The sequence below is a fragment of the Streptomyces argenteolus genome (genome assembly GCF_042902585.1).
Lineage (GTDB): Bacteria > Actinomycetota > Actinomycetes > Streptomycetales > Streptomycetaceae > Streptomyces > Streptomyces argenteolus.
In genome coordinates this window covers 313,959-336,226 of record NZ_JBIBEG010000002.1, presented here as the reverse complement: position 1 = coordinate 336,226, position 22,268 = coordinate 313,959, and the positions used below count along the sequence as shown (strand labels likewise).

Sequence of the window (22,268 nt, the reverse complement as noted above, 5' to 3'; positions counted from 1 at the left end):
CCCACACTCCTGTGTGCCTGCGTAGAGGAGAACGACATGACGGCAGAAACCGACACTCCCCGTACCGCTGGATCCTGCTGCTCGTCCGGCGGCGCCCACGACGAGGGTCCGGCCGGCGTACAGGTGGGCACCGTCACCGAGGTGTACGAGGTGAAGGGCATGACCTGCGGCCACTGCGAGGGCGCCGTCTCCGAGGAGATCTCCGGCCTCGCGGGCGTCACCTCCGTGAAGGCGGAGGCGGCCACCGGCCGGGTGACGGTCGTCTCCTCCGCCCCGCTGGCCGAGGACGCCGTGCGCGACGCCGTCGACGAGGCGGGCTACGAGCTCGTGGGCCGCGCCTGAATCCGCCCCACCCGCGCGCTCCGGCCACCTGCGCGCCCGGCCCGCGTCACCGGACCGCCGAAGGCCGCGCCACCCGGCGTCCCCGGGCGGCGCGGCCCGCCCGGCGCGTCCGGGCGGGCCACGCGTGCCACCGTCGGCGCCGCCCCGCACCTCCATCGGGCCGTTCCGTCACCGGAGGAGCAGATACTGGTGGGGAAACGGCCCGACTGCTCGACCCAGGAGCCCGCACACATGGCCAGCACCACGGCAGCCGAGGCCCCGGCCGCTGAGACGTCCGAGGCCGAACTCTCGATCGGCGGGATGACCTGCGCCTCGTGCGCGGCCCGCGTCGAGAAGAAGCTCAACCGCATGGACGGAGTCGTCGCGACCGTCAATTACGCGACGGAGAAGGCCCGCGTCCTCTTCGGGCCCGGGACCGAGCTGGACGACCTCGTCGCCACGGTCGAGAAGACCGGCTACACGGCACGGCCGGTCGTACGCGCCACCGCCGCGCCGAAACCCACGGCCCTTCCGGGAACCGCTGGATCGCGACCGGCCACGGCAGGCCGGCCCGACGGAGCGGGCCCGCACGCGGACACCGGGCGCGGCACCCCCGCGGACACCGGCATCGGCGCAGACGCGGATCGCCGCACCGAGCCCCCCGCCCACGACGGCGCGGGCGCCCCCACAGGTACGACCACCGACGTGGACCTGGATGCGGACCGCGACGTCGACGCGGAGGCGGGTGTCGCCGCCCTCCGCCGGCGCCTCCTGGTGTCGGCGGCCCTCGCCGTGCCCGTCGTCCTGATGGCCATGGTCCCCGCCCTCCAGTTCGACAACTGGCAGTGGCTCTCCCTCACCCTCGCGGCCCCCGTCGTCGTGTGGGGCGGCCTGCCCTTCCACCGTGCCGCCTGGACGAACCTGCGGCACGGCGCGGCGACGATGGACACCCTGGTGTCCATCGGCACGCTGGCGGCCTTCTGCTGGTCGCTGTGGGCCCTGTTCCTGGGGGACGCGGGCATGCCGGGGATGCGGCACGGCTTCGACCTCTCCGCCTCCCGGTCCGACCCCGCCTCCACCATCTACCTGGAGGTCGCGGCGGGGGTCGTCGGCTTCATCCTGCTGGGCCGCTACCTGGAGGCGCGGTCCAAGCGGAAGGCCGGAGCCGCCCTGCGCGCGCTGCTGCGTCTGGGCGCGAAGGACGTCGCCGTCCTCCGCCCGGCCGCGGTGGCCGGGGGCGGGACCGGACAGGGAACCACCGAGGTACGCGTCCCCGTCGGCCGTCTCCTCGTCGGTGACCGCTTCGTCGTCCGGCCCGGCGAGAAGATCGCCACCGACGGCACCGTCGTCGAGGGCTCATCGGCCGTCGACACCTCGATGCTCACCGGCGAGTCCCTCCCGGTGGACGCGGCGCCGGGGGACGCGGTCACCGGCGCCACCCTCAACGTCTCCGGCCGTCTGGTCGTCGAGGCGACCCGCGTCGGCTCCGACACCCAGCTCGCCCGGATGTCCCGGCTCGTCGAGGACGCCCAGAACGGCAAGGCAGCCGCGCAACGCCTCGCGGACCGGATCTCCGCGGTCTTCGTTCCCGTGGTCCTGCTGATCGCTCTGGGGACGCTCGTCGCCCAGCTGCTGGCCACCGACGACGTCACGGGCTCGTTCACCGCAGCCGTGGCCGTCCTGATCATCGCCTGCCCGTGCGCCCTGGGCCTCGCGACGCCCACAGCCCTCATGGCGGGCACCGGCAGGGGAGCCCAGCTGGGCATCCTCATCAGAGGCCCCGAGGTTCTGGAGACCGCGCGCAGGATCGACACGATCGTCCTCGACAAGACGGGCACGGTCACCACGGGCCGGATGAGTCTCGGCCGGGTCCACACCGCGCCCGGAACGGCCGAGGCCGACGTGCTCCGGCTCGCCGGAGCACTGGAGGACGCCTCGGACCACCCCGTGGCGCGGGCGGTCGCCACCGGAGCGGCGCACCGCACCGGTGGCACGCTGCCCGACCCGGTGGACTTCGCGGACGTTCCCGGCCTGGGCGTGCGCGGCACGGTCGAAGGGCATCGCGTGCTGGCGGGCAGGGCGCGGCTCCTCGCCGATGCCGGGATCTCCCTTCCTGAACCCCTGGCCGCCGCACTGGCGGAGGCCGCGGCTCAGGGCCGTACGGCGGTCGCCGTCGCCTGGGACGGCGCCGCCCGGGGTGTCCTCGAAGTGAGCGACACGGTGAAGGAGAGCAGCGCGGAGGCCGTGGCGGAGCTGCGCGCGCTCGGCCTCAGGCCGATTCTGCTGACCGGCGACAACCGGGCCGTGGCGGAGGCCGTGGCCCGTGCGGTCGGGATCGAGGAGGTCCACGCGGAGGTCCTGCCGCAGGAGAAGGTGGAGGTCATCCGGCGCCTCCAGGCCGAGGGCAGATCCGTCGCCATGGCCGGTGACGGGGTCAACGACGCGGCTGCTCTCGCGGTGGCCGATCTGGGCCTGTCGATGGGCACCGGGGCGGACGCGGCGATCGAGGCGGGCGATCTCACGCTTGTTCGTGGAGATCTCAAGGTGGCCGCTGACGCCATCCGCCTGTCTAGGCGTACGCTGTCGACCATCAGAAGCAACCTCTTCTGGGCCTTCGGCTACAACGTGGCCGCACTGCCTTTGGCTGCGTTCGGGCTGCTCAGCCCCATGATCGCAGGTGCGGCGATGGCGTTTTCGTCGGTCTTCGTGGTGAGCAACAGCCTGAGGTTGCGCTCCTTCACATAATTTCTACAAAGAGACTTAGATCACACCGATTTGAGGGTAACCATCTGATGGGTTGGTGAGTCTAAGAGTGCGATGCCAAGGATGTCTTGGGGGACGTCCGACGGAGTGTCTTGGGGGACGCTCCGGGCAAGCGTGGCCGGGGCACGTGCACCGGGGAGCTTTGAGCGGCCCTCCCGTACGTACCCCGGCAGTCGCACAGCAGGACCGAACTGAATAGGCACGACCGAAAAACAACGGGAGTTCAGGCTCCCTTCAGACGCCCGGCCGGATCCCGTGGGGGGAATCCGCTCCGGGATATGGGAAGCGCCCCGACCGTCGACCCGTGGGGGGATCGACGGCGGGGCGCTTCTCGCTCACGCCCCGCCTGGGCCCCGAAGCGCCCCGTCGGCGCACCGCGACTCGGGCCCTGGAGCACACCTCGCCCGCGTGGAGCGCCTGCGCGCTCGAAGCACCCCGCCCGCGTACGGTTCCGCGCACGCCGGAGCGCCCCGCAGGAGACGCACCGCACCCGCACGCCGAACAGCCTGTCGGCAGAGCGCCGCCGCTGGACACAGCACCCCCGAACGCCGAATCGCCCCGGACACCGCGCTCTGGAGTGTGCGAGCGCGGTACGCGGGGCGAAGGATGCCGGCAGCGAGCCGCCGGGGTGGAGCAGCGTCCGAAAGGCTCAGCGGCCTTCGGCCGGGACGAAGTCGCGCAGGACCTCGCCGGTGTAGATCTGGCGCGGGCGGCCGATGCGCGATCCCGGCTCCTTGATCATCTCGTGCCACTGGGCGATCCAGCCAGGGAGGCGGCCGAGCGCGAACAGCACGGTGAACATCTCGGTCGGGAAGCCCATGGCGCGGTAGATCAGGCCCGTGTAGAAGTCCACGTTGGGGTAGAGGTTGCGCGAGACGAAGTACTCGTCGGAGAGCGCGTGCTCCTCCAGCTTGAGCGCGATGTCGAGCAGCTCGTCGGACTTGCCGAGCGAGGACAGGACGTCGTGGGCGGCGGCCTTGATGATCTTGGCGCGCGGGTCGAAGGACTTGTACACCCGGTGGCCGAAGCCCATCAGGCGGACGCCGTCCTCCTTGTTCTTCACCTTCTGGATGAAGGAGTCGACATCGCCACCGTTGGCCTGGATGCCCTCGAGCATCTCCAGCACCGACTGGTTGGCGCCACCGTGCAGCGGGCCCCACAGGGCCGAGATGCCGGCGGAGATCGAGGCGAACATGTTGGCCTGCGAGGAGCCGACCAGACGCACGGTCGAGGTGGAACAGTTCTGCTCGTGGTCCGCGTGCAGGATGAGCAACTTCTCCAGCGCCGAGACGACGACCGGGTCCGGCACGTACTCCTGGGCCGGGACGGAGAAGGTCATGCGCAGGAAGTTCTCGACGTAGCCGAGGTCGTTGCGCGGGTAGACGAACGGGTGACCGATCGACTTCTTGTACGCGTACGCCGCGATCGTCGGGAGCTTGGCCAGCAACCGGATCGTCGAGAGGTGACGCTGCTCCTCGTCGAACGGGTTGTGGCTGTCCTGGTAGAAGGTGGACAGCGCGCTGACGACCGAGGAGAGCATGGCCATCGGGTGGGCGTCACGCGGGAAGCCGTCGAAGAAGCGCTTGACGTCCTCGTGCAGCAGCGTGTGCTGGGTGATCTCGTTCTTGAAGGCCGACAGCTCGTCGACCTTGGGAAGGTCACCGTTGATCAGCGTGTAGGCGACCTCGAGGAACGTCGAGCTCTCGGCGAGCTGCTCGATCGGGTATCCGCGGTAGCGCAGGATGCCCTGCTCGCCGTCGAGGTAGGTGATGGCGGATTTGTACGCGGCCGTGTTGCCGTATCCGCTGTCCAGCGTGACCAGGCCCGTATTGGCCCGGAGCTTCCCGATGTCGAAGCCCTTGTCGCCGACGGTGCTGTCGATCACCGGGTAGGTGTACTCGTCATCGCCGTACCGCAGTACTACAGCGTTGTTGGTGTGCTCGCTCACGTCATCCCTCACCGACGTAGTGCCTCTTCTTCGAGGTGCCCTGACTGTCTCCACCCTCCCCCATTTGGCTCAGGAGAGTGCACTCGGGGTCGTCCATTGGACCTACTGGCGGCACTGAGTGCCGTCAACTTTCTCATCCTGCCCCCTGAGATCCGGTTCCGGAAGGGCTCAGTGATGTTTCCCACCGTTTTGATCGATCATTTTTTCGGAGGAGTCTCCGCCCGTCCCGCCCCGCAACCGGAAATCCAGCGCCGTACAGCGTCTGCCTGCGGAAACGGTGCGGACTGCCTGGCCGATGGCCTTGCGTGAACCGACCAGTACGACGAGCTTCTTGGCCCGGGTCACCGCGGTGTAGAGAAGGTTGCGTTGCAGCATCATCCAGGCGCTGGTCGTGACGGGGACGACCACCGCCGGATACTCGCTGCCCTGGGAGCGGTGGATGGTCATGGCGTAGGCGTGGGCCAGCTCGTCCAGCTCGTCGAAGTCGTAGACGATCTCCTCGTCCTCGTCCGTGAGGACCGTCAGCTTCTGCTCGTCCGCGTCGAGGGCCGTGACGACGCCGACCGTGCCGTTGAAGACGCCGTTCTCCCCCTTCTCGTAGTTGTTGCGGATCTGGGTGACCTTGTCGCCGACCCGGAAGACCCGCCCGCCGAAGCGCTTCTCGGGCAGGCCGGGGCGGCCCGGGGTGATGGCCTGCTGGAGCAGGCCGTTGAGATGACCCGCGCCTGCCGGGCCCCGGTGCATCGGGGCGAGGACCTGCACGTCACGGCGGGGGTTCAGGCCGAACTTGGCGGGGATGCGGCGGGCCGCGACGTCCACGGCGAGCACCCCGGCGTCCTCGGTCTCGTCCTCGACGAACAGGAAGAAGTCGTCCAGCCCCTGGGTCAGCGGGGGCACCCCGGAGTTGATCCGGTGGGCGTTGGTGACGACGCCGGACTTCTGGGCCTGACGGAAGATCGTGGTCAGCCGGACCGCGGGAACGGGGCCGCCCTCGGCGAGCAGATCCCTCAGCACCTCCCCCGCGCCGACCGAGGGCAGCTGGTCCACATCGCCGACGAGCAGGAGATGGGCACCGGGTGCCACCGCCTTGACGAGCTTGTTGGCGAGCAGCAGATCGAGCATCGACGCCTCGTCGACCACGACCAGATCGGCGTCCAGCGGGCGGTCACGGTCGTACGCCGCGTCTCCGCCCGGTTTCAGCTCCAGGAGCCGGTGCACGGTGGACGCCTCGGCTCCCGTCAGCTCCGAGAGCCGCTTGGCGGCCCGCCCGGTGGGCGCGGCGAGCACCACCTTGGCGTTGCGGGCCCGGGCCAGCTCGACCACGGACCGGACGGTGAACGACTTCCCACAGCCCGGCCCGCCCGTCAGCACGGCCACCTTCCGGGTGAGCGCGAGCCGGACGGCCGCCTCCTGCTCGGGGGCGAGCGTGGCGCCCGTACGCCGGGCGAGCCAGGCCAGCGCCTTGTCCCAGTCGACGTCCTGGAAGGCCGGCATCCGGTCCTCCGGGGTGCGCAGCAGACGCTGCACCTGGGCCGCCAGGGAGATCTCGGCGCGGTGGAAGGGGACCAGATACACGGCGGTGACCGGCTGGCCGTCCTCCGGACCCGGCACCTTCTCCCGTACGACGCCCTCAGGGTCCTCCGCGAGCTCGGCGAGGCAGTCGATGACCAGCCCGGTGTCGACCTGGAGCAGCTTGACCCCGTCGGCGATCAGCCGCTCCTCGGGGAGGAAGCAGTGCCCCTGGTCGGTGGACTGCGACAGCGCGTACTGGAGCCCCGCCTTGACCCGCTCCGGGCTGTCGTGCGGGATGCCGACGGCCTGGGCGATGCGGTCGGCGGTCAGGAAGCCGATGCCCCAGACGTCGGCGGCCAGCCGGTAGGGCTGGTTCTTCACGACAGAGATCGACGCGTCCCCGTACTTCTTGTAGATGCGGACCGCGATGGAGGTGGAGACGCCCACGGTCTGGAGGAAGACCATGACCTCCTTGATCGCCTTCTGCTCCTCCCAGGCCGCCGCGATCATCTTCGTCCGCTTCGGGCCGAGCCCCGGGACCTCGACCAGCCGCTTCGGCTGCTGCTCGATGATGTCCAGGGTGTCGACGCCGAAGTGGGTGGTGATCCGGTCGGCCATGACGGGGCCGATGCCCTTGATCAGGCCGGAGCCGAGGTACCTGCGGATGCCCTGGATGGTGGCGGGGAGGACCGTCGTGTAGTTGTCCACCTGGAACTGCTTGCCGAACTGCGGGTGCGAGGCCCAACGCCCCTCCATCCGCAGGGACTCACCCGGCTGGGCACCGAGGAGCGAGCCGACGACGGTGAGCAGGTCCCCCGCCCCTCTCCCGGTGTCGACGCGGGCGACGGTGTACCCGTTCTCCTCGTTGGCGTAGGTGATGCGCTCCAGGACGCCTTCGAGCACGGCCGTGTTGGACATGGACCGACGGTATCGGGAGAGTCTGACAGCGCGTCCCGCGCACCTGGGATCTCCGGTGCCGGACCGGGACGACACCGGCGCTGAGGGGCCAGGCCCACCCGGCGGACCCTCCGCACGCCCATGTGCTGTCCCCCGGGCGGCACATGGGGGCTGCCTACGCGCCCGCGGGACGGCGACTCGGGTTCTCCGGGCGGGTGCACGGAGCCCGGCCCCGCGAGGGGGCCTGCCGGTCCCGGGCGAGGATCCGCGGAAAACGGGCCCTCGGGGGAGTCGCCGACGCGCCCGTGCCGGTCTTCCGGGGCCGTGTGGAGCGCCGGGCGGGCCTTCGCGCAGGGGCCGGGAAGGCCGACGCCCGCCGAGGCCGGTGCCTGCCCGCCCACGCCCGGCGCCCACCGGCTCCGACCTGGCCGTACGACGGGTGGAGGACTACATTCGGGCACGCGGAACCCGCCTCGGGGCGCCCGGGGACCTCCTCGGTGACCAGGTGCCGGAGACGCGTTCCGTGGTCCCGATGTGGTCGCCGGGAAGGTGATCACCCCGACTGGGTGGAGATTCTCCGGTGGAGACGTCAAGGGCCTCCTGGCGCAACACGACACACGACTGGGCCGGTTCCGTGGACCTCGGGCACCTGGCGGGCATCCGCCGGGATCCGGAGACGTTCGCCCCCGGTGGTGTGTGGCACCTCGTCCTGGAGGTGGCCGCCTACGCGGCCGACGAGGCGGAGTGCGGCGGTGGAGGACGGTGCGATGTCGTGCTCCGTCCTGACGGTTCCGTGTCCGTGACGGATGACGGGCGGGGCACCGACACCCGCTTCGACGAGCACGGGCAGGTCGTCAGGAAGCCGGTGATGGCGACGAAGGACCTGCGGTTCTTCGACCTCCCCGAGGCCGTGACGCTGCCCGACGGCCACCCGCGCCGGGGGATGTCGGTCGTAGCCGCCCTGAGTGAGCGGCTCTCCCACACCAACCGCCGCGGCAACGGGTCCTGGACCCAGCGATACGAACACGGCGTGCCCGTCTCGGACCTGGAGCGCCTCGCGGACGACGGCACGACGGGGACGGCCGTCCGATTCCGCCCCTCCGCGCACCTGCGGCCGGCCGACCCGCTGCCGGGTGAGATCGCCCTCCTGGCCACGGCATGGCCGCACCTGAGCGTCGAGGTGACCCGCGCGTGACCGTCCGCCGCATCTGAGCGTCGAGGTCCCCCGCGCGTGACCGTCCGCCGGGCGGTCCGTCCGCGGCAGGTGAGCGCCGGGGCACACGGGACTCCTCCCGGCGCGGCGCCCGTCGTACGGGACAGAAGCCGCCGCGGGAGCGGCCGGTACAGTCCCGTCCATGGGCACACCGAGACTGCGGGCGATCGAATGGGACGGAACGCGGTGGGACGACCCGTCCGAGGAAAAGCTGCACGATCTGCTGGCCGACATGAGTCTGACCTGGCGATTCGTCATCGTCGAACGACTGGACGCCGAACCCGCCGGTCAGCACTACATGCAGGTCCATCTCAACGACGACCTGAGCTACCAGGTCGAACACCGCGAAGGCGGCCCGGACCGGCACTTCCAGGCCCATGTGCCGTCCGATCGCGGTCCGTTCTGTGTGGAGCCCGTCGCGGCCGTGGTCAACGACTGGGCCTTCGGACGTCCGGGCTGGCGGGACGCGCTCACCTGGACCCCGTGGCCGTCGGCGGAACCGGCGGGTTGAGGCCTCCGGCGCGCCGGACCCCGCCCCGCCTGCCGTAGGAGCGGGCGACGCCTACACGAGCACGGCCGTGGCCTCGATCTCGATGAGGTGCTCGGGCACGTCCAGCGCGGCGACGCCCAGCAGGCTGGCCGGCGGAGCGGCGGCGGTGCCCAGTTTCGCCTTCGCGCCGGAGATGCCCGCGAGGAGGGAGGGCATCTGGTCCGGCGTCCAGTCGACGACGTACACGGTCAGCTTCACGACGTCGTCGAAGGAGGCGCCGACCCCCGCCAGGGCGGTGCCGATGTTCAGGTAGCACCGCTCGGTCTGGGCGGCCAGGTCGCCTTCGCCGACCGTGCTGCCGTCGGCGTCCCAGGCGACCTGTCCGGCGATGTGGACCAGCTTCGATCCGGTCGCCACCGACACCTGGTGGTAGATGTCGGTCTCCGGCAGTCCCGCGGGATTCGTCAGGGTGATGGTCATGCTGTCCGCCTCCTTGCCGCGCGGCCCCGAAGTGGCCGCTACGTGCTCTCTTGTGGTTACTGGGAAACCGTAGGAGAGTGTGCGCTGACATGGAAGAACGCACTTTTCGGTGACGGGGGAACCTGAAGGTGACCAAGCAGTTCAGCGGCACGCAGGCGGAGCAGGCGGACCTGCGCCGCGCGGATTCTCTCGCGCGCGAGATCTTCTCGGACGTGGCGAACAAATGGGCGCTCCTGATCATCGAGGCGCTGGGTGACCGCACCCTTCGCTTCAGCGAGGTGCGGAGCGCGGTCGAGGGGATCAGCCACAAGATGCTCACGCAGAACCTCCGCATGCTGGAGCGCAACGGCCTCGTCGAGCGGACCGTGTATCCGACGGTCCCGCCGAAGGTCGAGTACACCCTCACGGAGCCGGGCCAGGGGCTGCGGAAGACCGTGGACGTGATGTGCGAGTGGACCCACCGGAACCTCGGCCACATCGAGGCGGCCCGAAGCGGTTTCGACGCCGGCTGACGACGGCAGACGACCCCGTTGGCGGGCAGGCGCCGACGGCCCTGGGGACGCTGCCCGCCACGGCGCCTCGTCACGCGTCGCTCAGGAGAAGGTCAGGCCCAGGTGCCTGTGGAGCGCTTCTCTCTGCTCGGGGGTGGCGAGAACCATGATGCTGTCGTAGCCGACGCCCCGTTCCCGCGCGAAGCCGGCGTTGCGCCACACGCGCGGGTCGTCGCGGTGGGCGGTCTCGGCGATCGCCCGGCAGGCCGCCGCGTGGTCGTAGTAGTCCTCGGCGAAGTGCTCGGCAGGAACGGACACCGGCCTGCCGTCCCTCAGGAACTCGATGACGTCGAGGCGACCGCCCTCGAAGCCGCCCTCGCCCGCGACCACCCGGACGTCGCTGATGGTGACTCGGCCTCCGGCGGTCTCGGCCGCGTCCGCCAGCAGGCCCGCGTAGCCGTCGTGGACGGAGTCGATGTCGTCGGCGTGGACCGAGACCGCCACGCCGAAGCTCTCCAGGGCCTGGGCAGCCGCGTACGCGCCCAGTTCGTCGTCCGCGTAGGCGGCAGCGGCTTCGAGGGTGCTGCGCACCGTCTCGTCGGACACCATGCCGGTGTCCCGGAGGAGCGCACCGATGCGCCTGTAGGTCGTCGGGGGTTCGGTCCGCATCCCGGAGATCCTGCCGGACGGCGGGCCGGCGTTCCAAGCGGACGCGGCCCCGGAACGGCCCCGGAAAGCGGAATGGGGCCCGGCCCGCAGGCCGGACCCCCCTCGCTTTCCCCCTCCGTCGGGCTTCCCGTCCCCCCGGACCCCTCCCCGGAAGTCCCGACGCAGAGTACGACCGGGCATGGTGCGTAAAGGTTGCACGCCTTGGCGATCTCTTTACCTTTGCGCCGTCGACCGGCTCTCAGCAGGCGTGTTCCAGGTAGCGGGCGGCGACTTCACCGATCACCTCGGCCCCGTCACGGGCCCAGAGTTCCTCGTTGAAGATCTCGACCTCGATCGGCCCGTCGAAGCCCGTCGCCTCGACCTGGGCACGCATCGCGCGGAAGTCCACGCAGCCGTCGCCCAGTTGGCCCCGGCCCACCAGAACTCCGGCCGGGAGCGGGGTGATCCAGTCGGCCAGCTGGAAGGAGTGGATGCGCCCGCCGGCACCCGCCCGGGCGATCTGCGCGGGTGCCTGGTCGTCCCACCAGATGTGATACGCGTCGACGACCACTCCGACCTGCTCGGCGGGGAAGCGCTCCGCCAGGTCCAGGGCCTGGGACAGGGTGGAGACCACGCAGCGGTCCGAGGCGAACATCGGGTGCAGCGGCTCGATCGCCAGGCGGATGCCGCGCTCGGCGGCGTACGGGGCCAGTTCGGCCAGCGCGTCCGCGATGCGCTCGCGCGCGCCGTACAGGTCCTTGTCGCCCTCGGGGAGGCCGCCGGAGACGAGGACCAGGGTGTCGGTGTTCACGCCGGCCGCCTCGTCGACCGCGGCCCGGTTGTCGTCCAGGGCGCGGGCGCGTCCGGCCGGGTCCGCCGCGGTGAGGAAACCGCCGCGGCAGAGGCTGGTGACGGTGAGGCCCGCGTCCCGCATCAGCTGCCCGGCGCGCTCGACGCCGTACTCCTGCACCGGAGCGCGCCACAGCCCGACGCTGCCGATGCCGGCCTTGGCGCAGCCCTCGACGAGCTCCGGGAGGGACAGCTGCCGGACCGTCTCCTGGTTGAGGGACAGACGGGAGAGTTCGGTGCTCATCGGCTTCCTCCGTGGACGGCCAGCAGCGCGCGCATACGGGACTCGGCCAGCTCGGGGTCGGGGAACAGACCGAGCCGGTCGGCCAGTTCGTACGCCTTCGCCAGGTGCGGCAGCGAGCGCGCGGACTGGAGCCCGCCCACCATCGTGAAGTGGTCCTGGTGACCCGCCAGCCAGGCGAGGAACACCACGCCCGTCTTGTAGAAGCGGGTGGGGGCCTGGAACAGGTGCCGCGACAGCTCGACCGTGGGGTCGAGCAGGTCACGGAAGCCCTGGACGTCTCCGGTGTCCAGGACCCGCACGGCGTGGGCGGCGAGCGGTCCCAGCGGGTCGAAGATGCCGAGCAGGGCGTGGCTGAAGCCACGGTCGTCCCCCGCGATCAGTTCGGGGTAGTTGAAGTCGTCGCCGGTGTAGCAGCGCACCCCGCCGGGGAGCCGGCGCCGTACGTCGATCTCGCGCTCGGCGTCCAGGAGCGAGATCTTGATGCCGTCGACCTTGTCCGGGTGTTCCGCGATGACCTTGAGGAAGGTGTCCGTGGCGGCGTCGAGGTCCGCGCTGCCCCAGTAACCCTCCAGCGCCGGGTCGAACATGGGGCCGAGCCAGTGCAGGACGACGGGTTCGGTGGCCTGGCGCAGGAGATGGGCGTACGTCTCCAGGTAGTCCTCGGGGCCTTTCGCCGCGGCGGCCAGCGCGCGGGAGGCCATGAGGATGGCCTGCGCGCCGCTCTCCTCGACGAGGGCGAGCTGCTCCTCGTAGGCGGCGCGCACCTCGGGCAGGGTGGCGGGGCCGGTGAGCTGGTCGGTGCCGACGCCGCAGGCGATTCGGCCGCCCACCGACTTCGCCTCGGCGGCGGAGCGGCGGATCAGTTCCGCCGCGCCGGCCCAGTCCAGCCCCATGCCGCGCTGCGCGGTGTCCATGGCCTCGGCGACGCCCAGGCCGTGCGACCAGAGGTGGCGGCGGAAGGCGAGGGTGGCGTCCCAGTCGACGGCGACGGGGTCGTCGGGGCTGATGTCGGCGTAGGGATCGGCGACGACGTGGGCGGCGGAGAAGACCGTACGGGAGGCGAGCGGGGCCCCGTTCGGCGCCAGGTCGAGCGGGGTGGTGCGGGGTTCGTACGCGCCCTGCGGGAGCTGGATGGTCACAGGGTCAGCTCCGGTACGTCGAAGCGGCGGCCCTCGGCCGAGGACCTGAGGCCCAGCTCGGCGAGCTGCACGCCCCGGGCACCGGCCATCAGGTCCCAGGTGTAGGGCTCGTCGAGGACGATGTGGCGCAGGAAGAGCTCCCACTGCGCCTTGAAGCCGTTGTCGAACTCGGCGTTGTCGGGGACTTCCTGCCACTGGTCGCGGAAGGACTCGGTGACCGGGAGGTCGGGGTTCCAGACCGGCTTGGGAGTGGCCGAGCGGTGCTGGACGCGGCAGTTGCGGAGCCCGGCGACGGCGGAGCCGTGGGTGCCGTCCACCTGGAACTCGACGAGCTCGTCGCGGTTGACGCGGACGGCCCAGGAGGAGTTGATCTGGGCGACGGCGCCGCCCGCCAGCTGGAAGATGCCGTACGCCGCGTCGTCGGCGGTGGCCGCGTAGGGCTTGCCGTGCTCGTCCCAGCGCTGCGGGATGTGCGTCTGGACGTGCGCGGAGACGCTGGTGACCTGGCCGAACAGCTCGTGCAGGACGTACTCCCAGTGCGGGAACATGTCGACGACGATGCCACCGCCGTCCTCCGCGCGGTAGTTCCAGGAGGGGCGCTGGGCCTCCTGCCAGTCGCCTTCGAAGACCCAGTAGCCGAACTCGCCGCGCACGGAGAGGATCTCGCCGAAGAAGCCGCCGTCGATGAGACGCTTCAGCTTGAGCAGACCCGGCAGGAAGATCTTGTCCTGGACGACGCCGTGCTTGATTCCGGCGTCCCGGGCGAGCCGGGCGAGGTCGAGCGCGCCCTCGACGTCGGTGGCGGTGGGCTTCTCGGTGTAGATGTGCTTGCCCGCCGCGATCGCCTTCTTGATCGCCTCGACGCGGGCCGAGGTGACCTGCGCGTCGAAGTAGATGTCGATCGACTCGTCCGCGAGCACCGCGTCCAGGTCGGTGGACCACTCGGTCAGGCCGTGCCGCGCGGCGAGTTCCTCCAGCGCGTGGGCGCGACGGCCGACGAGCACGGGTTCCGGCCACAGCACCTCACCGTCACCGAGGTCGAGGCCGCCCTGCTCGCGGATCGCGAGGATCGAGCGCACCAGGTGCTGCCGGTATCCCATGCGTCCCGTGACGCCGTTCATGGCGATGCGCACTGTCCTGCGTGTCACGAAAGTTCCTCCATACAGCCGTAGCAAGCGCTTTCTATGCGGTATGACGCTAGCCTGCCGACAGCGACCCGGACAAGAGGGGCCGCTCCACAACTCCTCGGAGGAGAGCAATGACCGTCACCCTGGCGGACGTCGCGGCCCGCGCCCGGGTGTCCCCGGCCACCGTGTCCCGTGTGCTGAACGGCAACTACCCGGTGGCCTCGTCCACCCGGGAGCGGGTCCTGCGCGCGGTGGACGAGCTGGACTACGTGCTCAACGGCCCGGCCAGCTCACTCGCCGCCGCCACGTCCGACCTGGTGGGGATCCTGGTCAACGACATCGCCGACCCGTTCTTCGGGATCATGGCGGGTGCCGCGCAGAGCGAGATCGGCGGCCCGGGCGACGGCTCCGGCCGTGCGGGGGGCGAGAAACTCGCCGTCGTCTGCAACACCGGGGGCTCCCCCGAGCGCGAACTCACCTATCTCACCCTGCTCCAGCGCCAGCGCGCCGCGGCCGTCGTCCTCACCGGTGGCGCGCTGGAGGACCCGGCCCACCAGGCCGCGATGGCCGCGAAGCTGGCGAAGCTCGCGGACGCCGGCACCCGGATCGTCTTCTGCGGACGCCCGCCGCTCCCGGACACCGACGCGGTCGCCGCCGCTCTCACCTTCGACAACCGGGGCGGCGCCAGGCGCCTCACCGAGCACCTGATCGCCCTGGGACACCGGCGGATCGGTTACGTCGCCGGCCCCCTGGAACGCACCACGACCCGGCACCGGCTGGAGGGCCACCGCGAGGCCATGGCGGCGGCGGGGCTGCAGGGCGACGAGGAGAACCTCACCGAACACGGCCCCTACGACCGGGGCTCCGGATACGACGCCACCCGCGAACTCCTGCGCCGCGCACCCGATGTGACGGCCGTCGTCGCCGCCAACGACACCGTGGCACTGGGTGCCTGCGCGGCGGTACGGGACCGAGGGCTCCGCATCCCCGAGGACGTCTCGGTGGCCGGATTCGACGACCTGCCGTTCTCGGTCGACGCCGTGCCCGCCCTGACGACCGTACGGCTGCCGCTGTTCGAGGCGGGGGCACGGGCGGGGCGGCTGGCGATGGGCAAGGAGACACCGCCGCCCGGGGGCATCGCGACCATCGACGCCGAACTCATGGAGCGGGGATCGACGGCCCCACCGTCCCACTGAGCCCGCCGGCCCTGCCCGCCGGGGCTCGGCAGGCCGCCCGTCGAGTCAGCCGCCCATGCGCGCTCGGCCCTGTGCGGCGTTCCACTGAGCCGCTGTCGCCGCACGCCGGGGATCGGTACGCCTTCCGCTGAGCCCCGGCTCCCCTGCCCCGCCTCGGCTTTGTACGCCGTCCCACTGAGCCCGCCGTCCCGGCGCGCCGGGGCTCGGCAGGCCGTGCCCGGTAGACCCGTACCGCCGGCTCCAACGGCACCCGGCGCTCCCGCACCGACAGGACCGACAGGACCGACAGGACCGACCCGCGCTCCCGTACCGACGGGACAGGCCGGCGCCGCACCGACGGGACAGGCCGGCTCCCGCACCCACAGCGCAGGCGCGCTCCCGCACCGAGGCATCCCGTCGGACGGGGCGCGCCCGTACGGCCGGGACTCCGCACCCCGAAAGATGGGGGCGACTCCCCCATGTGCCCGCCCCCGGAACCCTCCAGGATGAGCACGGGAGCACCGCTCGGGCTCCCGCGGCCGGGGAGGTGAACGCGGTGGTGGAGAAGGAAGCGATCGGCGGTACGGCGTCGTCGGGCGGTGCGCGCGGCGAGGTCCACGCCCCGGTGCCGGACGCCACCGGTCTCCTGGGCTTCCGCGAGCACGGTGATCCGTGGTGGGTCCCCGGCACCGTCGGCCCGCGCCCGGCGAACGAGCCCGACTGGGCCCGGTTCGTCCGGGAGGCCGTCGTCCGGGCGCCGCGCTCGGCGCGGATCGAGGACAGGGAACATCCGGGCCTGACCGGCTTCTTCCCGGTCGTCGCCCCGTTCGCGGTCCTGGCCGCCGAGCGGATGGCGGGCGCGGTGCCCGAGGACGGGGGCGCACCGTCGGGGCCGGCCTCCTGCCCGACGGGCGTGCTGGACGGCTTCCGGCGTGACGTGGAGCGGCGCCTCGCCCTGCTGGCGGCCCGGACCCTCGTGTCGGAGCTGCACGACGCGCGGATCGGCGGCAGGCTGACCGGCCTCGGACCGCGTGAGCGCTTCCGCGACTTCCTGCGGCTGACCGCGAGCCGGGCGGGGCTCGCCTCGCTGGTCACCACGTATCCGGTGCTCGCCAGGGTCCTCGCCCAGGCGGCCATGAACGCGGCCGACGCGTTCGCCGAGATGCTCGGCAGACTCGCCGTGGACGGGGAGCTCCTCGCGTCCTCCTCCGTGCTCGGGGACGGGCAGACGCTCGGCTCCCCGTCGGTGCTCGGGGACCGGGGCGCGAGGGTCACCGGCTACGGGCCGCACACGCTGACCGAGGTGGAGGCGGGTACGGGCGACAGTCACCGCGGGGGCAGGTCGGTGATGCTGCTGCGGTTCGCCGACGGTGCCCGGCTGGTCTACAAGCCGCGCCCGCTCGCCGCGCACCGGCACTTCGACACCCTGGTGCAGTGGTTCAACTCCCTCGCGGGGACGCCCGGTCTGCGGGCTCCCCGGGTCCTGGACCGGGGAGCGTACGGCTGGGCCGAGTTCGTCGAGGACGCCCCGTGCCGCTCGGCGTCCGAGACCTCGCTCTTCTACCGGCGCCTGGGCGCCCTGCTGGCCCTGCTGCACGTCCTGGACGGCACCGACCTGCACCACGAGAACCTCATCGCGTGCGGGCCTCATCCCGTCCTGGTCGACGTGGAGACGCTGTTCCATCCGCCGCTGACCCAGGTGCCGCCGGCCGATCCGGCCGCCCGCGCCCTGCACGGCTCGGTGCACCGCGTCGGGCTGCTTCCGCAGCTGCTCGTCGGGGACACCGCCGCACTCGACATGTCCGCCGTCGGCGGCGGCCGTGCTGCCTCCTCCCCGCTGGAGACCGCCTCCTGGGCGGCGGCGGGCACCGACACCATGCACCTGGTGCGCACCACGGGACGGTTCACCGAATCGGCGAACCGCCCCACCCTGGACGGGGCCCCGGCCGATCCGTTCCGGTTCACCGACGCCCTGTGCGAGGGATTCCGGGCCGCCTACACCGCCGTCAGCGACGCCCGGGGTGAACTCCTGGGCGCCAAAGGGCTGTTGCGGATGTTCGCGGAGGACGAGACACGCTTCGTGTCCAGGCCGACCTGGACGTACGCGACTCTGCTGCACGAGTCGACCCACCCCGATCTGATGCGGGACGCCGCCGAGCGCCAGCAGGTGTTCGCGCTCCTGCGCACGGGCGCCCTGGGTGCCCCCGCGCTGGCCGGACTGGAGGACGAGGAGATCGCGGAGCTGTGGCAGGGCGACGTTCCGGTGTTCACCACGCGTCCGGACCTCACCGACGTGTGGAGCGGCGGCGGTCGCAGGATGCGTGGGCCCGCCGGGCCCACCGGACTGGCGCGGGTGGAGGCGAAGATCCGCGCCCTGGACACCGTGGACCGCCTGGACCAGGAACGGATCATCCGCACCGCGATGGTGAGCACGTCCACCGCGCCCCCGCACGGCCCCACGGGATCCGCGAGGCCCCGGGCCGAGGCCACCGCGCCGGAACCGGAGCGGCTGCTGTCCGCCGCGCGTTCGGTGGGTGACCAGCTCGTCTCGCTCGCCTACCACAGCGGCAGCCGGACCAACTGGCTCGGCCTGGAGCTGCTCGGCGAGCGCTACTGGCGTCTCACGCCGCTGGCCGCAGATCTCGCGGGCGGCTACACCGGGCCCGCGCTGTTCCTCGCGCAGCTGGCGTCCCTGACCGGGGCAGCCCGCTACGCCGACGCGGCCCGGGCCGCACTGGCACCGCTGCCGGGTCTGCTGGACGCCCTGCACCTGCGCGGGGACGACCTCGGAGTGCTGGGCTCAGGCGCCTTCTCCGGCCTGGGCGGCATCGCCTACGCCCTGGCCGAGGTCGGCACGCTGCTGGACGACACCCGGGTACTGGACTGGGCGGGGCCCGCCACGCGGCTCGCCTGTGCGGCGAGTTCGGCCGAGGAGGGGCTCGGGGTGCGCGCCGGCGCGGCGGGCGGGCTGGTCTCGCTGCTCGCCGTGCACCGGACCACCGGCAGGACCGAGGCATGGCGGGGCGCGGAGCGGTGCGCCGAACGGCTCGTGGCGTCCCCGCCTCCCGCGTCCGGTGGCTTCGCGGACGGGGCGGCGGGCGTCGGCTGGGCCCTGCTGCGCTTCGCCGGGGCGGGGGGCGGCCCGCGCCACAGGGACAGCGGGCTGGACGTCCTGCGTGGCGCCGTACGCGGCGCGGGCGCCGGCCGGGCCTGGTGCGAGGGGCTGTCGGGGGTCGCCCTCGCGGTCGCCGACAGCCCCGAGGCCCTGGCCGACGCGGAGCTCGGCGACTGGCTGGCGGAGCGGGCCGGTGAGGTGGCCCGGGCCGAGCCGCAGGGGGACGACAGCCTGTGCCACGGCGAACTGGGCGTGCTGGAACTGCTCGGCCACGCCGCCCTGCCCCGCTTGCGTCCCCACTGGCTGCGCCGGACCGGCACCCTGCTGGCCGCCGCCGACCGGGCGCAGCCGCACTGCGGGACGCCCGGACACGTACCTCACCCGGGGCTGCTCACCGGCCTGTCGGGCATCGGACACGGTCTGCTGCGGGCGGGGTTCCCCGACCGCATCGGGCCGGCACTGCTCATGCGCCACTCCACGGGGGCCGACCGGACCCACGTGCCCATGACGTTCTCGACCAACGACCAGAAGAAGAGGCAGAGATGACGCAGATCAGCGAGTCGGCCGGATACGTGGACGTCACCGCGGCGCACGAGGGTGCCTTCGAGCACCCCGCAGGCCGGATATCGCTCGGGAACAACGGCGGACTGGGGCTGCGGAGCAGACTCCTCAGCGCCTCGGACGGGGATGTCGTCAACGGCCCCGACCTTCCCTGGACGACGTTCACGGTCCCGATGTGACCCGTTCCCGCCACCTGGGCACGTCATGACGGGAATGTGCCTACTGCCGCACTCTGTACGGCTCCAGTAGCCTGCGGCCATGCGTGCGAATTCGCCGGTCGTCGTCGGACGGGACGAGGAGATCGGCCTGCTGAGCAGCGCCCTGGACGCCGCACGACGGCGTTCGGGGCGCGCGCTGTTCCTCGTCGGTGATGCGGGGATCGGCAAGTCCCGGCTGGTGGGTGAGTGCGCCTACCGCGCCTACGGACTGGGGATGCCGGTGCTGCGCGGCCGGGCGGGCTCCACCGGGCTCGTCGTGCCGTTCCGCCCACTGGTGGAGGCCCTGTCGTCCCACTTCCGCGCCGCGGGCACGCCGACGGATCCGGAACTGGCGCCGTACCACCCGGCGTTGGCGAGGCTGGTCCCGGAATGGCGGAACGGGGCGGCGGCCGGTTACACGGAGACCGTGGTCGAGCTGGCGGAGGCGCTGCTGCGGCTGCTGTCGGTCCTCGGCCGGGACACCGGTTGCGTGATGCTGCTGGAGGACCTGCACGACTGCGACACGGAGACCGTCGCGGTCGTCGAGTACGTCATCGACAATCTGGCGGACCTCCCGTTGCTGCTGCTGGGCACCCTGCGTCCGGAGCCGGCGACCGCGCTGGACCTCGTGCGCTCCGCCGAGCAGCGGCACACCGCGGCGGTGGTGGAGTTACGGGGCCTCGACGACGCGCACGTACGGACCCTGACCGGGGCCTGTCTGGAGACACCGCCGGAGCTGATACCGGAAGCGGTCCAGCAGCGTCTGGTGGCCCGCGCTGCGGGCAACCCCTACCTGGTCGAGGTGCTGCTCGACGACCTGCTCGACACCGGCAGGCTGCGGCGCACGGAGGGCGGCTGGGAGGCGGCGGACCAGCCGGACGGAACCCTCCCGTCGCGCATCCTCCGGAGCTGGGCCCACCGGCTGGACCGGATGGACGAGCCCGTGCGGGACCTGCTGCTGACGGCGGCCACCCTGGGCAGCCAGTTCTCCGTGCCGGTCCTCCAGACCGTCACCGGGCTGGAGGACCGGGCCCTGTTCACGCATCTGCGGTCGGCGGTCGAGACGGGTGTGATCGCCCCCGACGGGGCCGCCCCCGACCGCTACACCTTCCGCCACACCCTGACCGCCGAGGCGCTGGTCTCCTCCCTCGCCCCGGCCGAGCGGGCCGCGCTCGCCCGGCGCGCCGCGGCGGCCGTCGAGCGGTCGGGCGAGCCGCTCGACGAGGACCGGCGCCAGCTGGTTGCCTCGCTGGAGCTCGCGGCGGGCAACCGCGCCCGGGCCGCGCTCCAGTTCGCCGAGGCGGGACGGCGGATGCTCGCCTCGGGTTCGCACGGGTCGGCCGTGGTCCTGCTGGAACGTTCCCTCTCGCTGGCCGGGGACGCGGACCTCGCGGCCGTCACCGAGTCCCTGGCGGTGGCCCGGGCCGAGGGCGGAGACCTGGACGGGGCCCTGACGCTGGCCGGCACCCTGCCGCCCCTCCCCGCGCGTTCGGAGGAGGCCGCCCGGCGCGGGGACGCCCACATCAAGATCGCCTGGGTGGCCGTCATGGCGGAGCGCGCCGAGGACACGTCACGTCAGATCGCTGCGGCACGGGCCCTGTTCGGCCCCTCCCCGTCCCCCGCGCGCCGCGCCTCGCTCGCCGTGGTCGACGGCCATCTCTCGCTGCTCCCCGGCGAGGACCGGCGGGAGCCGGAGGCCGCCGAGCAGGCCGCTCTCCAGGCCGCGGAGACCGCCGAGGCGGAAGGTCTTCCGGTCGTGGCCTGCCAGGCCTGGCAACTGCTCGCCCTCCTGCGCAGGGAGCGGGGTTTCGACGCCGCCGACGCGTGCCTGGAGCGGATGCTCACCCTGTCGACCGCGCACGCGCTGCCGCTCTGGCGCGTGGAGGCGCTCGTGCGGCTGGGGGTGAACGGCTTCATGCGGACAGGTGACGCGGCCCGTCTGCACGCGGCCCGCTCCGCCGCGGCGGAGCTGGGGTCCCTGCTGCTGGCCCAGACGGTCGACGGCCTGCTCGCGATGAACGCGGTGATGTGCGCCCGGTGGGAGGAGGCGGAGGAGATCACCGCCCGGTCGGCGGAGGCGAGCGCGAGGATCGGCAACCACGGCGCCCACCGCTACCTGCTGCTGGCCGCCGCCGCGGCGGCGGCGCACCGGGGCCGCCGCAGGGAGACGGACCGCGCCCTGGCCGCGTTCCGCAGGGCGGGCGGGGAACAGTCCGCCCTGATGCCCCTTCGGCTGGGCTTCTGCGGGGCGATCGGGGCGCTGCTGGAGGAGGACCGTCCCCGTGCCGTGGAGGCCCTGGAGGCCGCCCTGGACTGGGAACAGGACCACCCCAGTTACTACTACCTGAGCGGTCGCTACGGGCTGCGCCCGCTGCTGCGGGTGCTGGCGGGTGAGGCGGGGCGCGGCGAGTACGAGGCCGTGGCCGGGGCGTCCGGGGCCGACCTGGCCTGGAACCGGCAGTTCCTCGAACTGGCGGAGGCGGTGCTGCTCGGCAGGGAGGGCGATCCCGCGGGGGCCGCCCGGCGGGTGGCGTCCTTCCACACCCGGTCCGCCGCCTTCCCGGTGGCGCGCCACCTCGGTCTCCGTCTGGTCGCAGACGCGGCCTTCGCCGACGGATGGGGCGAGCCGGTCGTGTGGCTGCGTACCGCCGAGGAGTTCTTCCACGCGGCCGGGGTGCAGCCGGCCGCCGCCGCGTGCCGGGCGGCCCTGCGGCAGGCCGGGGTGAGTGTGACCCAGCACCGCGGCGGGCGGGACCGGATCCCCCCGCCGCTGCGGACCAACGGGGTGACTCCGCGCGAGTACGAGGTGTTCGTGCTGCTGGCGGAGCGGCCGGGCAACCAGCAGATCGCCCGGCGGCTGTCCATCTCCCCTCGCACGGTGGAGAAGCACCTGGCCAGTCTGCTCAGCAAGACGGGCCGGGCGAACCGTTCGGCCCTGTGCGAGTTCGCCGCGGAGTGGGTGACCGACACCCCCTGAGCGGGGCGTTCCCCCATGCGGACGGCCGGCTCGCTCCTGGCCCGGCCTCCTGATGGGGGAAACGGCGCTCGGCATGGGGGCGTAGGGCGGTGGGGGTCGGGGGCGTCAGCCGGAAGATGCG

Annotated in this window: 16 protein-coding genes; 9 read left to right on the top strand and 7 right to left on the bottom strand. The window is 72.5% G+C overall.

The features are described from left to right. Positions 1-36: 36 nt before the first annotated feature. Complete coding sequence (locus ACFY8O_RS08130) at positions 37-342, top strand: heavy-metal-associated domain-containing protein (protein ID WP_387900004.1); 306 nt, start codon at positions 37-39, stop codon at positions 340-342. 231 nt (positions 343-573) lie between these two features. Continuing rightward, positions 574-3,066, top strand: coding sequence for a heavy metal translocating P-type ATPase (locus ACFY8O_RS08125; RefSeq protein ID WP_387900002.1), 2,493 nt, complete (start codon positions 574-576; stop codon positions 3,064-3,066). 667 nt (positions 3,067-3,733) lie between these two features. Here ACFY8O_RS08125 and ACFY8O_RS08120 read toward each other — a convergent pair. After that, positions 3,734-5,032 carry a citrate synthase gene (locus ACFY8O_RS08120; protein WP_145801439.1) on the bottom strand — a complete coding sequence of 433 codons (1,299 nt, stop codon included), beginning with the start codon at positions 5,030-5,032 and terminating at the stop codon, positions 3,734-3,736. Between the two features lie 168 nt (positions 5,033-5,200). Next, positions 5,201-7,462, bottom strand: coding sequence for an SF1B family DNA helicase RecD2 (gene recD2 / locus ACFY8O_RS08115; protein WP_145801438.1), 2,262 nt, complete (start codon positions 7,460-7,462; stop codon positions 5,201-5,203). Between the two features lie 559 nt (positions 7,463-8,021). On the opposite strand from recD2, the gene ACFY8O_RS08110 reads away from it, so the two are divergent. Together ACFY8O_RS08110 and ACFY8O_RS08105 are read left to right on the top strand one after the other, a co-directional pair. Continuing rightward, entirely contained in the window at positions 8,022-8,636 is a 615-nt protein-coding gene (locus ACFY8O_RS08110; protein WP_387899999.1) for an ATP-binding protein, read from the top strand. 160 nt (positions 8,637-8,796) lie between these two features. Next, positions 8,797-9,165, top strand: coding sequence for a hypothetical protein (locus tag ACFY8O_RS08105; protein WP_387899998.1), 369 nt, complete (start codon positions 8,797-8,799; stop codon positions 9,163-9,165). Positions 9,166-9,216: 51 nt separating this feature from the next. Here ACFY8O_RS08105 and ACFY8O_RS08100 read toward each other — a convergent pair whose 3' ends face one another. After that, on the bottom strand, positions 9,217-9,624 hold the full coding sequence (locus tag ACFY8O_RS08100; RefSeq protein WP_387899996.1) for a RidA family protein: 408 nt from the start codon (positions 9,622-9,624) through the stop codon (positions 9,217-9,219). Positions 9,625-9,752: 128 nt separating this feature from the next. On the opposite strand from ACFY8O_RS08100, the gene ACFY8O_RS08095 reads away from it, so the two are divergent. Continuing rightward, on the top strand, positions 9,753-10,136 hold the full coding sequence (locus tag ACFY8O_RS08095) for a winged helix-turn-helix transcriptional regulator (RefSeq protein WP_145801434.1): 384 nt from the start codon (positions 9,753-9,755) through the stop codon (positions 10,134-10,136). Positions 10,137-10,217: 81 nt separating this feature from the next. Here the strand turns inward: ACFY8O_RS08095 and ACFY8O_RS08090 are convergent, their stop codons facing one another. From ACFY8O_RS08090 to ACFY8O_RS08075, 4 genes are all read right to left on the bottom strand, one after another. Further along, the gene (locus ACFY8O_RS08090) at positions 10,218-10,784 is read right to left on the bottom strand and encodes a hypothetical protein (RefSeq protein ID WP_387899995.1); all 567 of its coding nucleotides are present in this window, start codon (positions 10,782-10,784) and stop codon (positions 10,218-10,220) included. Between the two features lie 238 nt (positions 10,785-11,022). After that, complete coding sequence (locus ACFY8O_RS08085; RefSeq protein ID WP_387899994.1) at positions 11,023-11,856, bottom strand: sugar phosphate isomerase/epimerase family protein; 834 nt, start codon at positions 11,854-11,856, stop codon at positions 11,023-11,025. Further along, the gene (locus ACFY8O_RS08080) at positions 11,853-12,995 is read right to left on the bottom strand and encodes a dihydrodipicolinate synthase family protein (protein ID WP_387899992.1); all 1,143 of its coding nucleotides are present in this window, start codon (positions 12,993-12,995) and stop codon (positions 11,853-11,855) included. The genes ACFY8O_RS08085 and ACFY8O_RS08080 overlap by 4 nt, the downstream gene beginning before the upstream one ends. Continuing rightward, entirely contained in the window at positions 12,992-14,143 is a 1,152-nt protein-coding gene (locus ACFY8O_RS08075) for a Gfo/Idh/MocA family protein (protein WP_145801429.1), read from the bottom strand. The genes ACFY8O_RS08080 and ACFY8O_RS08075 overlap by 4 nt, the downstream gene beginning before the upstream one ends. A 110-nt stretch (positions 14,144-14,253) precedes the next feature. Here ACFY8O_RS08075 and ACFY8O_RS08070 point away from each other — a divergent pair, with 110 nt between their 5' ends. The 4 genes from ACFY8O_RS08070 to ACFY8O_RS08055 all read left to right on the top strand — a co-directional run bounded on the left by ACFY8O_RS08070 (position 14,254) and on the right by ACFY8O_RS08055 (position 22,147). Further along, complete coding sequence (locus ACFY8O_RS08070; protein WP_145801428.1) at positions 14,254-15,318, top strand: LacI family DNA-binding transcriptional regulator; 1,065 nt, start codon at positions 14,254-14,256, stop codon at positions 15,316-15,318. A 538-nt stretch (positions 15,319-15,856) separates the two neighbouring features. Beyond that, on the top strand, positions 15,857-18,958 hold the full coding sequence (locus ACFY8O_RS08065; protein WP_387901046.1) for a type 2 lanthipeptide synthetase LanM family protein: 3,102 nt from the start codon (positions 15,857-15,859) through the stop codon (positions 18,956-18,958). Further along, on the top strand, positions 18,955-19,152 hold the full coding sequence (locus ACFY8O_RS08060; RefSeq protein ID WP_145801427.1) for a hypothetical protein: 198 nt from the start codon (positions 18,955-18,957) through the stop codon (positions 19,150-19,152). Before ACFY8O_RS08065 ends, ACFY8O_RS08060 begins: the two co-directional genes overlap by 4 nt. A 79-nt stretch (positions 19,153-19,231) precedes the next feature. After that, the gene (locus ACFY8O_RS08055) at positions 19,232-22,147 is read left to right on the top strand and encodes a helix-turn-helix transcriptional regulator (RefSeq protein ID WP_387899990.1); all 2,916 of its coding nucleotides are present in this window, start codon (positions 19,232-19,234) and stop codon (positions 22,145-22,147) included. Positions 22,148-22,268: the final 121 nt, after the last annotated feature.

Coding starts and splice junctions, on each gene's coding strand:
- ACFY8O_RS08130 (WP_387900004.1), top strand. CDS start 37: ATGACGGCAGAAACCGACACTCCCCGTACCGCTGGATCCTGCTGCTCG.
- ACFY8O_RS08125 (WP_387900002.1), top strand. CDS start 574: ATGGCCAGCACCACGGCAGCCGAGGCCCCGGCCGCTGAGACGTCCGAG.
- recD2 (WP_145801438.1), bottom strand. CDS start 7,462: ATGTCCAACACGGCCGTGCTCGAAGGCGTCCTGGAGCGCATCACCTAC.
- ACFY8O_RS08105 (WP_387899998.1), top strand. CDS start 8,797: ATGGGCACACCGAGACTGCGGGCGATCGAATGGGACGGAACGCGGTGG.
- ACFY8O_RS08100 (WP_387899996.1), bottom strand. CDS start 9,624: ATGACCATCACCCTGACGAATCCCGCGGGACTGCCGGAGACCGACATC.
- ACFY8O_RS08090 (WP_387899995.1), bottom strand. CDS start 10,784: ATGCGGACCGAACCCCCGACGACCTACAGGCGCATCGGTGCGCTCCTC.
- ACFY8O_RS08085 (WP_387899994.1), bottom strand. CDS start 11,856: ATGAGCACCGAACTCTCCCGTCTGTCCCTCAACCAGGAGACGGTCCGG.
- ACFY8O_RS08070 (WP_145801428.1), top strand. CDS start 14,254: ATGACCGTCACCCTGGCGGACGTCGCGGCCCGCGCCCGGGTGTCCCCG.
- ACFY8O_RS08060 (WP_145801427.1), top strand. CDS start 18,955: ATGACGCAGATCAGCGAGTCGGCCGGATACGTGGACGTCACCGCGGCG.
- ACFY8O_RS08055 (WP_387899990.1), top strand. CDS start 19,232: ATGCGTGCGAATTCGCCGGTCGTCGTCGGACGGGACGAGGAGATCGGC.